At 66.4% G+C, this 14,619-nt stretch carries 9 protein-coding genes; 2 read left to right on the plus strand and 7 right to left on the minus strand.

The window, feature by feature from the left end:
* Window positions 1-320: 320 nt before the first annotated feature.
* The 4 genes from LSI54_RS04630 to LSI54_RS04645 all read right to left on the minus strand — a co-directional run bounded on the left by LSI54_RS04630 (window position 321) and on the right by LSI54_RS04645 (window position 10,364).
* Entirely contained in the window at window positions 321-4,208 is a 3,888-nt protein-coding gene (locus tag LSI54_RS04630; RefSeq protein ID WP_241465389.1) for a DNA-directed RNA polymerase subunit beta', read from the minus strand.
* 62 nt (window positions 4,209-4,270) lie between these two features.
* Window positions 4,271-7,789, minus strand: coding sequence for a DNA-directed RNA polymerase subunit beta (rpoB, locus tag LSI54_RS04635; RefSeq protein WP_241465390.1), 3,519 nt, complete (start codon window positions 7,787-7,789; stop codon window positions 4,271-4,273).
* Between the two features lie 417 nt (window positions 7,790-8,206).
* Window positions 8,207-8,899 (minus strand): response regulator, encoded by a 693-nt coding sequence (locus LSI54_RS04640; RefSeq protein WP_274615993.1) that lies wholly within the window; start codon window positions 8,897-8,899, stop codon window positions 8,207-8,209.
* A gap of 28 nt (window positions 8,900-8,927) precedes the next feature.
* Window positions 8,928-10,364, minus strand: coding sequence for an ATP-binding protein (locus LSI54_RS04645; RefSeq protein WP_241477850.1), 1,437 nt, complete (start codon window positions 10,362-10,364; stop codon window positions 8,928-8,930).
* A gap of 128 nt (window positions 10,365-10,492) precedes the next feature.
* Between LSI54_RS04645 and LSI54_RS04650 the strand changes: the two genes are divergently transcribed.
* A complete protein-coding gene (locus LSI54_RS04650; RefSeq protein ID WP_241477851.1) occupies window positions 10,493-11,872 on the plus strand; it encodes a PspC domain-containing protein in 1,380 nt (459 codons plus the stop codon).
* The gene (locus tag LSI54_RS04655) at window positions 11,869-12,360 is read left to right on the plus strand and encodes a phage holin family protein (RefSeq protein ID WP_241477852.1); all 492 of its coding nucleotides are present in this window, start codon (window positions 11,869-11,871) and stop codon (window positions 12,358-12,360) included. The genes LSI54_RS04650 and LSI54_RS04655 overlap by 4 nt, the downstream gene beginning before the upstream one ends.
* Window positions 12,361-12,476: 116 nt before the next feature.
* Here LSI54_RS04655 and rplL read toward each other — a convergent pair whose 3' ends face one another.
* The 3 genes from rplL to rplA form a co-directional block, all read right to left on the minus strand.
* Window positions 12,477-12,854, minus strand: coding sequence for a 50S ribosomal protein L7/L12 (gene rplL / locus LSI54_RS04660; protein WP_241465394.1), 378 nt, complete (start codon window positions 12,852-12,854; stop codon window positions 12,477-12,479).
* A 60-nt stretch (window positions 12,855-12,914) separates the two neighbouring features.
* Window positions 12,915-13,433: a 50S ribosomal protein L10 gene (gene rplJ / locus LSI54_RS04665; protein ID WP_241465395.1), complete on the minus strand. Its 519-nt coding sequence runs from the start codon at window positions 13,431-13,433 to the stop codon at window positions 12,915-12,917.
* Window positions 13,434-13,817: 384 nt separating this feature from the next.
* A complete protein-coding gene (gene rplA, locus LSI54_RS04670) occupies window positions 13,818-14,522 on the minus strand; it encodes a 50S ribosomal protein L1 (RefSeq protein ID WP_241465396.1) in 705 nt (234 codons plus the stop codon).
* Window positions 14,523-14,619: the final 97 nt, after the last annotated feature.

The raw sequence follows: 14,619 nt of genomic DNA on the forward strand, positions 1-14,619 counted from the left end.
TTCTACACACGGTCCGCGGGCTCTGGTCCCCAGGCGTGCAAAAATGTGGCATGTGTTGCGCACCTTCCCCGCAACCCGGACCGAGTCCCTCTGCCACATCAGAAACAATCAGGTTAACACTACCAGCTGCACCCGCAGAGAGCGAACGGGGCCGACGGCGGGCCCTCCGGCACGACGCTCGACTGGAGACTCTGCAGCCGCAGGAAGGTCCTACGGACGAGAAGAGGCCCGGGAGAGCGTCGCTCCCCCGGGCCTCTTCTCGTGCTCAGTCCCTGAGACCCGGTGCTGCGGGCCTCAGCGGACGCAGCCGTCAGCTCCGCTCAGCGGAAGTCGACATCGGTGTTGTAGTCGTCGAGCGGGATGGCATGGAACTCGCCGTCGCCCTCGACTCCTGCGTAGTCGAAGCTGGATCCGTAGAGGCTCGGGCCGGTGAAGAGGTTGGCCTTGGCCTCCTCGGTCGGCTCGACCGTGGACTGCGTGTAGCGATCCAGACCGGTGCCGGCCGGGATCAGCTTGCCGATGATCACGTTCTCCTTCAGGCCCAGCAGCGGGTCGGACTTGCTCTCCATCGCCGCCTGGGTGAGCACCCGGGTGGTCTCCTGGAAGGAGGCCGCCGAGAGCCAGGAATCCGTGGCCAGTGAGGCCTTGGTGATGCCCATCAGCTCGTCACGGCCCGAGGCCGGCTGCGCGCCCTCTGCCACAGCCTTGCGGTTGGCGGCAGTGAAGCGGAACCGGTCCGCCAGCTCGCCCGGCAGCAGCTTCGTGCCGCCGGAGTCGATGACGGTGACCCGGCGCAGCATCTGCCGGACGATGACCTCCACGTGCTTGTCGTGGATGCCCACGCCCTGGGACTGGTAGACGTGCTGGACCTCGGAGACCAGGAACTTCTGCGCGGCGCGGGGGCCGAGCACTCGAAGCACCTGCTTGGGATCCACAGCGCCTGCCACCAGCTGCTGACCGACCTCGACGGCTTCACCGTCGGAGACGAGCAGACGTGCGCGGCGCAGGATCGGGTAGGCGTGCTCCTCGGATCCGTCATCGGGAGTCAGCACCAGTCGCAGCTGCTTCTCTGAATCATCCAGGTGCACCCGTCCGGCGACCTCGGCGATCGGCGCCACACCCTTGGGGGTGCGGGCCTCGAAGAGCTCCTGGATACGGGGCAGACCCTGGGTGATGTCATCGGCCGAGGCGATGCCGCCGGTGTGGAAGGTACGCATGGTCAGCTGCGTGCCGGGCTCACCGATGGACTGTGCGGCGATGATGCCGACAGCCTCGCCGATGTCCACGGTCTGTCCGGTGGCCAGCGAGCGTCCGTAGCAGCGGGTACAGGTACCCACGGCGGACTCACAGGTCAGCACGGAGCGGATCTTGATCTCAGAGACGCCTGCGGCGAAGAGCTTGTCGATCAGCACATCGCCGACGTCTGAGCCGCCCTCGGCCAGAAGGTTGCCCTCGGCGTCGTTCACGTCGACGGCGAGCGTGCGTGCGTAGGCGGAGTTCTCCACCTCGTCGTGCAGCTTCAGCTCACCGTTCTCATCGGCCACCGCGATCGTGACGGTCAGCCCGCGGGAGGTCCCGCAGTCTGCTTCACGCACGATGACGTCCTGCGAGACGTCCACCAGACGACGGGTCAGGTAACCCGAGTTCGCCGTCTTCAGCGCCGTATCCGCCAGGCCCTTGCGGGCACCGTGGGTGGCGATGAAGTACTCGAGGACCGAGAGGCCCTCGCGGTAGGAGGACTTGATCGGCCGCGGGATGATCTCACCCTTGGGGTTGGTCACCAGACCACGGATGCCCGCGATCTGTCGGACCTGAAGCCAGTTGCCTCGGGCGCCGGAGGTGACCATCCGGTTGATGTTGTTGTGCTCATCCATGCCGGCCTGCATCGCTGCGGCCACCTCGTCGGTGGCCTTGGTCCAGATCTCGACCAGCTCTGCGTGGCGCTCGTCATCACCGATCAGGCCCATGTCGTACTGGGACTGGACCTTGGCGGCCTGGTCCTCGTAGACGTCCATGATCTTCTTCTTGTCCATGTTCGAGGTCACGTCGGAGATTGCGACGGTGACGCCCGAGCGGGTGGACCAGTAGAAGCCGGCATCCTTGAGGTTGTCCAGGGTGCGCGCGGTGACGTTGTTCGGGTAGCGCTCGGCCAGATCGTTGATCAGGCTCGAGAGCTGGCCCTTGTCCGCCACCGAGTCCTGCCAGGGGTAGCCCTCTGGCAGCAGCTGGTTGAAGAGCACCTTGCCCATCGTGGTGTTCAGCGTGGCCGGGGTTCCGGGCTCCCAGCCTTCGGGAGCAGGAACCGCCGCCGAGGGGGTGTAGCCCTCGACGGTGATCTTGACCGGCGCGTTGATGTGCAGCTCGCGCAGGTCGAAGGCCATCTGAGCCTCACCGATGGAGGAGAAGGCGCGGCCTGCGCCGGTCTCGTCCTCACGCTGGGTGGTCAGGTGGTGCAGACCGATGATCATGTCCTGTGAGGGCAGCGCCACCGGGCGTCCGTCCGAGGGCTTCAGGATGTTGTTAGAGGAGAGCATCAGGATGCGCGCCTCGGCCTGGGCCTCGGGAGACAGCGGGAGGTGGACTGCCATCTGGTCGCCGTCGAAGTCGGCGTTGAACGCCGAGCAGACCAGCGGGTGCAGCTGAAGGGCCTTGCCCTCCACCAGCTGCGGCTCGAAGGCCTGGATGCCCAGACGGTGCAGGGTGGGTGCGCGGTTCAGCAGCACCGGGTGCTCGGTGATGATCTCTTCGAGAACATCCCACACCTGGGGGCGCTGACGCTCCACCATGCGCTTGGCCGACTTGATGTTCTGCGCGTGGTTGAGGTCGACCAGGCGCTTCATCACGAAGGGCTTGAACAGCTCCAGCGCCATCTGCTTGGGCAGACCACACTGATGCAGCTGCAGCTGCGGGCCCACCACGATGACCGAACGGCCGGAGTAGTCCACGCGCTTGCCGAGCAGGTTCTGCCGGAATCGTCCCTGCTTGCCCTTGAGCATGTCGGAGAGCGACTTCAGCGGACGGTTGCCCGGTCCGGTGACCGGACGACCGCGACGACCGTTGTCGAAGAGCGAGTCCACGGACTCCTGGAGCATGCGCTTCTCGTTGTTCACGATGATCTCGGGAGCACCGAGATCCAGCAGACGCTTCAGGCGGTTGTTGCGGTTGATCACGCGACGGTACAGATCGTTGAGGTCTGAGGTCGCGAAGCGACCGCCGTCGAGCTGGACCATCGGACGGATCTCCGGGGGGATCACCGGGACGGCTTCGAGCACCATGCCGCGCGGGGTGGTCCCGTTGGCGAGGAACGCGTTGAGCACCTTCAGCCGCTTCAGGGCGCGGGTCTTGCGCTGGCCCTTGCCGGTGGCGATGATCTCGCGCAGACGCTCTGCCTCGGCCTCCATGTCGTAGGTGGCCAGGCGACGCTGGATCGCTTCAGCGCCCATCGCACCTTCGAAGTACTGCCCGTAGCGGGTGCGCATCTCACGGAAGAGCGCCTCATCGCCCTCGAGGTCGGAGACCTTGAGGTTCTTGAAGCGATCCCAGACTCGCTCGAGCTGCTCGATCTCGGCGTCGGCGCGCTTGCGCACCTGCGACATCTGCTTGTCGGAGGTGTCGCGTGCCTTCTTCTTCTCGGCAGCCTTGGCACCCTCGCCCTCCAGGCGCTCGAGGTCACCCTCGAGGTCCTTGGAGATCGCGGCGATGTCGGAGTCACGCTGATCGGCCAGGTGCTTGAGCTCCTGATCGATCTCGGCCTGCAGGTTCGGCAGGTCGTCGTGGCGACGGTCGGTGTCGACCTCGGTGATCATGTAGGCGGCGAAGTAGATGACCTTCTCGAGGTCCTTCGGCGCCAAGTCAAGCAGGTAGCCCAAGCGCGAGGGGACGCCCTTGAAGTACCAGATGTGGGTCACCGGGGCGGCGAGCTGGATGTGGCCCATCCGCTCACGACGCACCTTGGCGCGAGTGACCTCGACGCCGCAGCGCTCACAGATGATGCCCTTGAAGCGGACCCGCTTGTACTTGCCGCAGTAGCACTCCCAGTCCCGGGACGGGCCGAAGATCTTCTCGCAGAAGAGTCCGTCCTTCTCGGGCTTCAGGGTGCGGTAGTTGATGGTTTCAGGCTTTTTGACCTCACCATATGACCAACCACGGATTTCGTCACCGGTGGCAAGCCCGATACGCATTGTGCCGAATGAGGATTCTTGGGACATAGTCCGGTATCTCTCTTTTCTCTAAAGATTCGTGACGGAGTGAAGGTGCATCGGTGAGGCCCTCAGACCTCTTCGACCGAGCTGGGCTCTGCGCGGGAGAGGTCGATGCCGAGCTCCTCCGCAGCGCTGAACCCGGTTTCCTCCGAGTCACGCATCTCGACCTTGCTGCCGTCCGCGGAGAGGACCTCCACGTTGAGGCAGAGCGACTGCATCTCCTTGATGAGCACCTTGAACGACTCCGGAACGCCTGGCTCCGGAATGTTCTCGCCCTTCACGATGGCCTCGTAGACCTTCACGCGACCGTGGATGTCATCGGACTTGATCGTCAGCAGCTCCTGCAGGGTGTAGGCGGAGCCATAGGCCTCCAGGGCCCAGACCTCCATCTCACCGAAGCGCTGTCCGCCGAACTGTGCCTTGCCGCCCAGGGGCTGCTGGGTGATCATCGAGTACGGTCCGGTGGAGCGTGCGTGGATCTTGTCGTCGACAAGGTGGTGCAGCTTCAGGATGTACATGTAACCGACCGCGACGCCCTCGGGGAACGGCTCACCGGAGCGACCGTCGAAGAGCTGCGCCTTGCCGTTGGCACCCACGAGCTGCTCGCCGTCGCGTGACGGGTTCACAGACTCCAGGATGCCGGTCAGCTCGGCCGGCTCGGCGCCGTCGAACACCGGGGTGGAGACCTTGGTGGGTCCGGTCTCGCGGGGCAGGTTCGGGAGCTTCTTGATCCAGTCAGGCTCGCCCTCGATCTTCCAGCCCTGCTTGGCGGCCCACCCGAGGTGGACCTCCATGACCTGGCCGATGTTCATACGACCGGGCACGCCCAGCGGGTTGAGCACGATGTCCACCGCGGTGCCGTCGGGCAGGAAGGGCATGTCCTCCACAGGAAGGATCCTGGAGATGACGCCCTTGTTGCCGTGGCGGCCGGCGAGCTTGTCGCCGTCGGTGATCTTGCGCTTGTTGGCCACGTAGACGCGGACCAGCTGGTTCACACCGGGGGGCAGATCATCGCCCTCCTCCGCATCGAAGATCCGGACGCCGATGACGGTGCCGGACTCGCCGTGGGGAACCTTCAGCGAGGTGTCGCGCACTTCGCGGGACTTCTCACCGAAGATGGCGCGCAGCAGGCGCTCCTCCGGGGTCAGCTCGGTCTCGCCCTTGGGCGTGACGCGACCGACCAGGATGTCTCCGGCGGAGACCTCGGCACCGATGTGGATGATGCCGCGCTCGTCGAGCTGGGCGAGCATCTCCTCGGAGACGTTGGGGATGTCACGAGTGACCTCTTCGGCACCGAGCTTGGTGTCGCGGGCGTCGACCTCGTGCTCCTCGATGTGGATCGAGGTGAGCACATCGTCCTGGATCATCCGCTGGGAGAGGATGATCGCATCCTCGAAGTTGTGACCCTCCCAGGACATGAACGCGACCAGCAGGTTCTTGCCCAGGGCCAGCTCGCCGGCCTCGGTGGAAGGTCCGTCGGCGATGATCGACTGGCGCTCCAGACGATCCCCCTCGGAGACCCGCACACGCTGGTTGTAGGCGTTGCCCTGGTTCGAGCGCTGGAACTTCATGATCGGGTAGTGGATCTGCGTGCCGTCGTCGTTGAGCACGGTGACCATGTCGGCCGCGACGCGGGTGACCACGCCGGGCTTCTCAGCGGTGACCGAATCTCCGGCGTCGATGGCGGCGAACTTCTCCATGCCGGTGCCGACCAGCGGTGACTCGGACTCCAGCAGCGGCACAGCCTGGCGCTGCATGTTCGCACCCATCAGCGCGCGGTTGGCGTCGTCGTGCTCCAGGAACGGGATCAGCGCGGTGGCGACTGACACCATCTGGCGCGGCGAGACGTCCATGTAGTCGATCTCGTCCGGGATGGTCAGCACGGGCTCGCCCTGCTCACCGGTTCCGTCTGCACGGCCGCGGCAGAGGACGGTGGCTTCTGCGAAGGTCCCGTCCTCGTTCAGCGGCGCGTTGGCCTGGGCGATCTGGGAGACCAGCTCGTCGTCGGCGGTGAGGTAGTCGATCTGTTCGGTGACGACACCCTTGACGACCTTGCGGTACGGGGTCTCGATGAAGCCGAAGGCGTTGATCCGCCCGTAGGTGGCCAGCGAGCCGATCAGGCCGATGTTCGGGCCTTCCGGGGTCTCGATGGGGCACATGCGGCCGTAGTGCGACGGGTGGACGTCACGGACCTCCATGCCGGCGCGATCACGGGAGAGACCGCCCGGGCCCAGCGCGGAGAGGCGACGCTTGTGCGTCAGTCCGGCCAGCGGGTTGTTCTGATCCATGAACTGCGAGAGCTGGGAGGTGCCGAAGAACTCCTTGATGGAGGCGACGACGGGGCGGATGTTGATCAGCGTCTGCGGCGTGATGGCCTCGACGTCCTGAGTCGTCATCCGCTCACGCACCACACGCTCCATACGAGACAGGCCGGTGCGGACCTGGTTCTCGATGAGCTCGCCGACCGCACGGATGCGCCGGTTGCCGAAGTGGTCGATGTCATCCACGGAGATGTGGACGTCGATCTCGGAGCCGTCGCGGATGCCCTTGATGTTCTCCTTGCCGGCGTGCAGCGCGGCGAGGTAGTGGATCATCGCGACGATGTCCTGCTCGTTGAGCACCGAGGCGTCGGCGTCGGTGAACGCCTTGTCCACGCCGAGCTTGCGGTTGAGCTTGTAACGGCCCACCTTGGCCAGGTCGTAGCGCTTCGGCGTGAAGTAGAGCCCGCGCAGCAGCGACTCGGCGGCCTCCACGGTCGGCGGCTCGCCTGGACGCAGCTTGCGGTAGATGTCGATCAGCGCGTCGGCCTGGGTCTCGAAGGCGTCCTTCTCCATGGTGGCGCGGATCGAGTCATACTCGCCGAACTCTTCCAGGATCTGGGACTCGCTCCAGCCCAGGGCCTTCAGCAGCGCGGTGACCGGCTGCTTGCGACGGCGGTCGAGGCGCACGCCGACCTGATCGCGCTTGTCGATCTCGAGCTCGAACCAGGCACCGCGGGAGGGGATGACCTTGGCGGTGTAGATGTCCTTGTCGCTGGTCTTGTCCGGGGTGCGCTCGAAGTAGGCACCCGGGGAACGGACCAGCTGGGACACCACGACACGCTCGGTGCCGTTGATGATGAATGTGCCGCGATCGGTCATGAGCGGGAAATCGCCCATGAACACGGTCTGCTGCTTGATCTCGCCGGTGTTGTGGTTCATGAACTCGGCCTTGACGTACAGCGGAGCGGAATACGTGGTGTCCCGTTCCTTGCACTCAGCGACCGGCATCTTGGGGTCGGCGAACTCAGGATCGGAGAAGCTCAGGGACATGGTGCCCTGGAAGTCCTCGATCGGTGACATCTCTTCGAAGATGTCGGAGAGTCCGGAGGTTTCGGAAACGCCCTTGATGCCCTTCTGTCGGGCCTCCTCGACACGAGCAGCCCAGCTGTCGTTGCCGATGAGGCGGTCGAAGGAGTCGATCTGCAGAGCCAGAAGCTCTGGGACATCGAGGGGTTCGTGGATCTTTGCGAATGAGAGTCGGCCTGCGTATTCAGCAGTGCGGGCCGAGGCAGCGGTTTGAGTCGTTGAGGTGCTCGAGGCGACCAAGTTGGATCCTTCCACAGACCTTCGTAGCTTCCGTAGGAATCACGCATAAATTCAACTGCCCACCGCTATTTGAAGGCACTGATGTAGAGAAGATGCGCAAAAGTACAGAATAGACCACGAAGGCAGCCCAAGGCAAGACGAGGCCACTGGGGCGAAGGACGTGAGGACTGCGCCTGACGCCGAATGGGAAGGCCGGCGGAGAGCGCTGACGGGCTCCGGGCTTTCTGGGCAGTAACTGTACCAGCCTCCACGCGCGGGGCGTGCGGTGGGACACATCCCCGGCGCGCCCGGCTCAGCGCCGACTCAGCGCCGGTTCCGGGTGAAGGTCCACGACGCCGCCGGCCGAGGGTCCACGACGCCTCCGGCCGGGGGCGCGGTGGCCCTCTGGGCGGGGCCTGCGGCCCGGCCGGTCGGGCCTCAGACGATCCGGCGCCGCTCCGCCCAGCGGGTGAGCTCGTGTCGGGAGGAGAGCTGGAGCTTGCGCAGCACCTTGGAGACATGGGTCTCCACGGTCTTGATCGAGATGAACAGCTCGCTGGCGAGCTCCCGGTAGGTGTAGCCGCGCGCGATCAGCCGCATGACCTCCACCTCACGCGCGGAGAGTCGGTCGAGCTCCTCATCGCGCACGTCTTCGACGCCGCCGGTGCCGAAGGCGTCCAGGACGAAGCCTGCCAGGCGTGGAGAGAAGACCGCATCACCGCCGGCGACGTCCTGGACCGCCTCGACCAGCTCGGCGGTGCTGATGGTCTTGGTGACGTAGCCGCGGGCCCCGGCGCGGATCACCGAGACCACGTCTTCAGCCTGATCGGAGACGCTGATCGCGAGGAAGCGCACCTCGGGGAGGTCTCGGCAGGCGCGCACGACCTCGGCCCCTCCCCCGCCGGTGCCTCCGGGCAGATGGACGTCGAGGAGCACCACATCCGGTTGTCCGGCCCGGACCGCAGAGATCGCCGACTCGACGTCGTGGCCCTCTCCGACGACCTCCACGCGACCAGCCAACTCTGACTTGAGCCCGGCGCGGAAGATGCCGTGGTCATCGATGATCACCACCCGGCGCAGTCGCGCGCCCGGTGGTGCTGGCTCTGCGCGGCCTCTGCTCTGGCCGCCCATGGCGCCTGAAGGCTGCCGGGGAGGGTGCTCACCCATAGGTCTCCTCGCGCTCTGGCGTCGGCTCGGTCGCCGGCTCCGGCCCGGTCGCCGCGGCGACGGGCATCCGGAGCTGGACTTCGGTGCCGTTCTCCCCGGAACGGATCCGCGCGGATCCCCCGGCCCGGTTCATCCGCCCGATGATCGATTCACGCACCCCGAGCCGGTCAGATTCGATGCCGGCGGGGTCGAAGCCCACCCCACGGTCGCGGATGAACACCGCGTCCTCAGCAGCGGTGGACTCCAGGTACACCGAGGCGGGGCCGGCATGTTTGAGCGCGTTGACGATCCCCTCCCGGGCCGCCGCCACCAAGACTCGGTGATCGGTGCCCCGCGACTCGCCGACGGCGATGACCTCCACGGGCACGCTGTGCAGCTCCTCGAGCTCTGCCGCGACGCTGGTCAGCTGCTCCTTCAGCGTCCCGGTGTCGGCGCTGTCTCGGCTGTAGAGCCACCCGCGCAGCTGCCGCTCCTGCCGCCGCGCCAGCCGCTCCACCGCGGCGGGGTCATGGCGATGCTTCTGGATCATGGCCAGCGTCTGGAGCACCGAGTCGTGCAGGTGTGCCGCAATGTCGGCCCGTTCAGCCTCGGCGGCGGCGCGGGCACGCTCGGTGTTGGAGGTGCGGTAGAGCCTGATGAGCCAGGGGGCGGTCACCAGGGCGACGCCGGCGAGCAGCATCCCGGCGACCATCAGTCCCAGGATCAGGTCCGCGGCCGGGAGGAATCCTCCCGCGAGCAGCAGCAGCGCAAGGATCACCAGGGCCACTCCGATGCAGAACTGCCAGAGGATCGCCTGTCGCGAGCGTCGCCCGGCCGCGCCGCGCGCACCTGCCCCCGCTTCGTCCCCGGCGATGGGACTGATCGCGTCGACCTGGGACCAGGCCAGCAGCACTCCGGCCCCGAGGATCATGGGAGGGCCGATGAGCCACCAGTTGATCTGCGCACCGAGAAGCTGCAGTCCGATCAGACCGGCTCCGCCGAGGAGCGCGCCGCCGAGCAGGACCTGGGGCGAGGACGTGAGCGCATCGACGAGCCCCTTCACCCGGGTCCCCCAGGACGACATCGGGTCGGTCCTCGGACCGATCCCCTCCGCGGCACTCGACGGGGAGGTACGGGCATCGGGGTGGGCAGACCCGGCAGCGTCGACCGCGGGCCCGCTGAGCCCACGGGTGGCGGCCTGTGAACGAGGTTCATCCTCGCCGGGGACGAAGATCCAGAGCCAGCAGTAGAGCAGCAGCCCCACCCCTCCGGCGATGCTCAGCCCGATCATCACGGCGCGCACCACGGGCACCGAGACCTTCAGGTGGCGGGAGAGCCCCAGACAGACCCCTGCCAGCGGAGTGTCGGCGGCGCGCAGCAGCGGTGGCCGCGGCACGGGGCTGCGCTGCGGCGCCGGAGGTCTCTCGGGGGCGGCGTCCATATCTTCCATAGTGCCACGCCCGCTCCCTCACCTCGATGCGTTCTGCCCCAGGATCCGGGGACGGAGAACGGAGATCAGGGTTCGATCAGGGGGCCCCCCAATAGCGGCCGCCGGTGTGGTTGGCGCAGACTGGAGACATGGAAAATCACAAGCCTGAGACGGGCCGGCGCTTCTTCAGCTGGATGCGCACAACGGGGCTGATGCGCCCCGACGAAGGTTGGTTCGGCGGGGTCTTCGCCGGACTGGCCGCCAAGGTCGGCTGGGACGTCGCGCTGGTGCGTGGGCTCGGCGTCGTCGCCTTCATCATCTTCTTCTCGCCGGCGGCCCTGCTCTACGGGCTGGCCTGGATCCTGGTCCCCAACCGGGCGGGTGAGATACACGCGGAGCAGGCCGTGCGCGGCAGCTTCAGCTCCGGCTTCATCGGAGGCGTGCTGCTCGCGATCGTCGGGGCGCTGAACATCTTCACCCCGATCAGCATCGCCGGACCGCTGGCGGTGCTGATCAACCTGGTCGTCCTCGGCGCGGTGGCCTGGCTGGTCTACGTGCTGATCCGCAATCACCGCAGCAACACCACCATCAACGGTGCCGGAGGCACGCGCACGACCCCGGGAACGGCCGGCGCGCAGGCGGGAAAAGCTGAGGCCGGCGAGCCCGCACCGCCGCGTGCGGACGGAAAGCCGGCCTGGTACCCGAAGGAACAGGACCCCGCGCCTCAGACCGGGACCCCGGCTTCAGCTGCGGGACACGGTTCTGCCGCTCAACGGGCTGCTCGTCAGGAGACGATGACCGCGCGGGCCGCGGCACCGCGACCCGGCAGGAGCCCGGGAGCCTCCCCGCGCGAACGCGCCGAGCGTCGTCGTCATCGCCAGTTCAGCTGGGGACTGGCCATGCTCTCCATCCCGGTGATCATCGGGCTGGCCTGGTTCGGCGGCGGGTTAGGGCTCTCCGCACTCGCCGTGGCCCTGGTCGCCACCGCGGGCCTGGTGCTGCTGCTGGCCTCAGGACACCTCGTCGCCGCGCTGCGCGGACGACCCGGCGCCCCAGGTCTGCTGATGGTCAGCACCGTGATCATGCTGGTGCTCTTCGCCGGCCAGAGCGGGGCCGGGGGCTTCGGATCCGGCGCGAACTACGCCTTCGGCAGCTACACGACCACGGAGTCGGAGGTGAACAGCGGCTTCTCCAACACCACGGTTGATCTGCGCGACCTCGCCGCCGGAGATCCCTCGGATGGGGTGATCCCCACCGAGGACGCGGAGATCAACAACGCGTTCTCAAACACCACGGTGATCGTTCCCGATGACGCGCGGATCGTGGTCAGCAATGGGCAGGCGCTGAGCAACCTCGAGATCGCCACCCAGGACGACCGGCTCGAGCGGTCCGGCATCTCCGGGGAGGACCTCGTGCTGGGCCCGGAAGATTTCGAGCGGGAGATCCGTCTCGACCTGAACTCAGCCTTCGGCAACACCACGATCTATGACGACACCACCTACGCCCAGGAAGCAGAGAATGCGCGATGAACACCACACCAGAGCGCCCAGGCGAACACTCCCCCACGCATCCCACCACCCCGCTGCCGCCCGAGCCCGCAGACGTCGATGAGCTGCTCGCGGAATCGCTGCGGGCCCAGAGCGAGCAGGACTTCGCCTGGAAGGAACCGGAGCGCGGGCCGCGCTGGTTCGAGCGCGCCGAGCAGGAGGCGGCTCTCGCCGCCGGCACGACGACAGACCCCGACCAGGCCCGGGATGCGCTCACGAGGCCGACCAGGGATCCAGGCGGCATGGTGTCCGGAGCCGAGCGATCCCCCCGGTCGGGACACCGGCAGGGGCCGCGCATCGGCGGCGCCGTCTACGCCGCGGTGGCCATCGCGCTGGCCCTGTGGGTGTTGGCGAGCGTGGTGCTCGGGATCCACATCGAGCCGCTCATCGTCGCGCTGGGCGTCTGCAGCCTTGCCGGGCTGGCCCTGGTGGGGGCAGGTCTGCGGCCGAAGCCGGGACAGCGCATCTGAGCCGTCTCTGCAGCCTGGTCCAGGTGCTGCGCATACAGAGATCCCCCGGAAGGAAGCCTTCCGGGGGATCTCTGTGTGCAGTCAGGACTGCCTGGATGCGGCTGTCGCCGCCCCGATCACTTGAGGGTGACGGTGGCGCCTGCTGCTTCCAGGGTCTCCTTGGCCTTCTCGGCGGTTGCCTTGTCGACACCTTCGAGAACTGCCTTGGGCGCGCTGTCGACGACGTCCTTTGCCTCCTTGAGACCCAGGGAGGTCAGACCGCGCACCTCCTTGATGACGCCGATCTTCTTCTCGCCTGCGGCCTCGAGGACCACGTCGAACTCGGTCTGCTCTTCTTCTTCCTCAGCTGCGGCTGCCGGAGCTGCGGCGGCGGCTGCGGGAGCGGCTGCAGTGACATCGAAGGTCTCTTCGAAGACCTTGACGAACTCGGAGAGCTCGATCAGGGACATGTCCTTGAACTGTTCGATCAGTTCTTCGTTGCTCATCTTCGCCATGGGGGCGCTCCTTCTAAATGTTTAGGGGGTGTTGCTTGCGGATCAATGCTGAGCTCGAGCTCAGGCAGCTTCCTGCTTCTCGCGCAGCGCCTCGACCGTGCGAACGGTCTTGGACAGCGGCGCCTGGAAGACGGCGGCAGCCTTGGACTGGACGCCGATGAAGGCACCAGCCATCTTGCTGAGCAGAACCTCACGGGATTCAAGATCCGCGAGCTGCTTCATTCCTGCCTCGTCGAGGGTGGCGCCATCCATGTAGCCGCCCTTGACGATCAGTGCAGGATTGCTCTTGGCGAAGTCACGCAGCGCCTTGGCCACGTCCACGGCATCGCCGTGGACGAAGGCGATTGCGGAGGGTCCGGACATCTTGCCTTCAAAGGCGTCGATGCCGAGTTCCCGGGCCGCAATCTCGGTGAGCGTGTTCTTCACCACAGCGTAGTGTGCGTTCTCTCGCACGGACCGGCGCAGAGTCTGCAGCTGGCCCACGGAGAGGCCGCGGTACTCCGTGAGCACTGCGGCAGTCGAGTTGTTGAAGAGTTCCTTCAACTCGTCGACGGCGGCAGCCTTCTCAGGATTCGCCATGGCACTCCTTCCGATCATGTAAGCCGGTCACCACCCTCGGGCGGGGCATAAAAAATGCCCCGCTGCGCAAGGCACGGGGCGTGGCTTCAAGATTGACCTGCTCGCGTATCACCGCGAGCAGAGTCTCTCAGAAGAGCTGATCGTGTCCTGCGCAGGTCGCCCGATTCGGGTCTTTACGTTGCATCGCCTCACAGACATGATGTCTGCTGACCACGCAGATCAGCCAATGATCTGCGCACGACGACAACGACCGGCGGTCTTTGGTCAGCCCTGACTCTACATGGTGGTCTGCGCCCGCGCAAAACGGGAGACGACGCGGAGACGGGAAAGGCCCCCGTCCGGGTGGACGAGGGCCTTTCCTGGTGCTGCACGAGTTGCCTCGTGTCAGTCGGTGAGCACCTTGGTCACGTTCGGGTCCACCGGGATGCCGGGGCCGAAGGTGGTGGTCACGGTGGCCTTGGCGATGTAGCGACCCTTCGAAGCCGAGGGCTTCAGACGAAGGATCTCTTCCAGCGCTGCGGCGTAGTTCTCCGCCAGCGCCTTGGCATCGAAGCTGGTCTTGCCCACGATGAAGTGCAGGTTGGAGTGCTTGTCCACGCGGAAGGTGATCTTGCCACCCTTGAGCTCGTTGACAGCCTTGGCGACGTCGGGGGTCACGGTGCCGGTCTTGGGGTTCGGCATCAGGTTACGCGGACCCAGCACCTTGCCCAGGCGACCGACCTTGCCCATCATGTCGGGCGAGGCGACGGCGGCGTCGAAGTCGGTCCAGCCATCGGCGACCTTGGCGATGAGCTCGTCGCCGCCGACGTAGTCAGCCCCGGCCTCTTCAGCCTTGGCGATGTTGTCGCCCTGGGTGAAGACGACGACGCGGGAGGTCTTGCCGGTGCCGTTGGGCAGGATGACCGTGCCGCGGACCATCTGGTCCGCCTTGCGCGGGTCCACCGAAAGCCGCATGGCGACCTCGACGGTGGCGTCCGACTTGGACGGGTTGATCTCCTTGGCCAGGGCTACTGCCTCGGCCGGGGAGTACAGGGCATCTTCGTTGACCTTCTGTGCCGCTGCTTCATAAGCTTTGCTGCGCTTTGCCATCTGCGTTGTTCTCCTTAGCAGTCGTGGTACGCGGGTCGCGCTCGACCCTTCCCACCGTCCGACTCGTGGCCGGACTGTTTGTCAGTTGATGTTGGGC

Origin of the sequence: Nesterenkonia sp. AY15 (assembly GCF_022565855.1) — a bacterium.
In the GTDB taxonomy this organism is placed as follows: domain Bacteria; phylum Actinomycetota; class Actinomycetes; order Actinomycetales; family Micrococcaceae; genus Nesterenkonia.

What these genes read in the sequence shown, in the direction of transcription:
- LSI54_RS04630 (WP_241465389.1), bottom strand. Translation starts at nt 4,208, where the DNA reads ATGTCCCAAGAATCCTCATTCGGCACAATGCGTATCGGGCTTGCCACC.
- LSI54_RS04640 (WP_274615993.1), bottom strand. Translation starts at nt 8,899, where the DNA reads ATGGGCGGCCAGAGCAGAGGCCGCGCAGAGCCAGCACCACCGGGCGCG.
- LSI54_RS04645 (WP_241477850.1), bottom strand. Translation starts at nt 10,364, where the DNA reads ATGGAAGATATGGACGCCGCCCCCGAGAGACCTCCGGCGCCGCAGCGC.
- LSI54_RS04650 (WP_241477851.1), top strand. Translation starts at nt 10,493, where the DNA reads ATGGAAAATCACAAGCCTGAGACGGGCCGGCGCTTCTTCAGCTGGATG.
- LSI54_RS04655 (WP_241477852.1), top strand. Translation starts at nt 11,869, where the DNA reads ATGAACACCACACCAGAGCGCCCAGGCGAACACTCCCCCACGCATCCC.
- rplL (WP_241465394.1), bottom strand. Translation starts at nt 12,854, where the DNA reads ATGGCGAAGATGAGCAACGAAGAACTGATCGAACAGTTCAAGGACATG.
- rplJ (WP_241465395.1), bottom strand. Translation starts at nt 13,433, where the DNA reads ATGGCGAATCCTGAGAAGGCTGCCGCCGTCGACGAGTTGAAGGAACTC.
- rplA (WP_241465396.1), bottom strand. Translation starts at nt 14,522, where the DNA reads ATGGCAAAGCGCAGCAAAGCTTATGAAGCAGCGGCACAGAAGGTCAAC.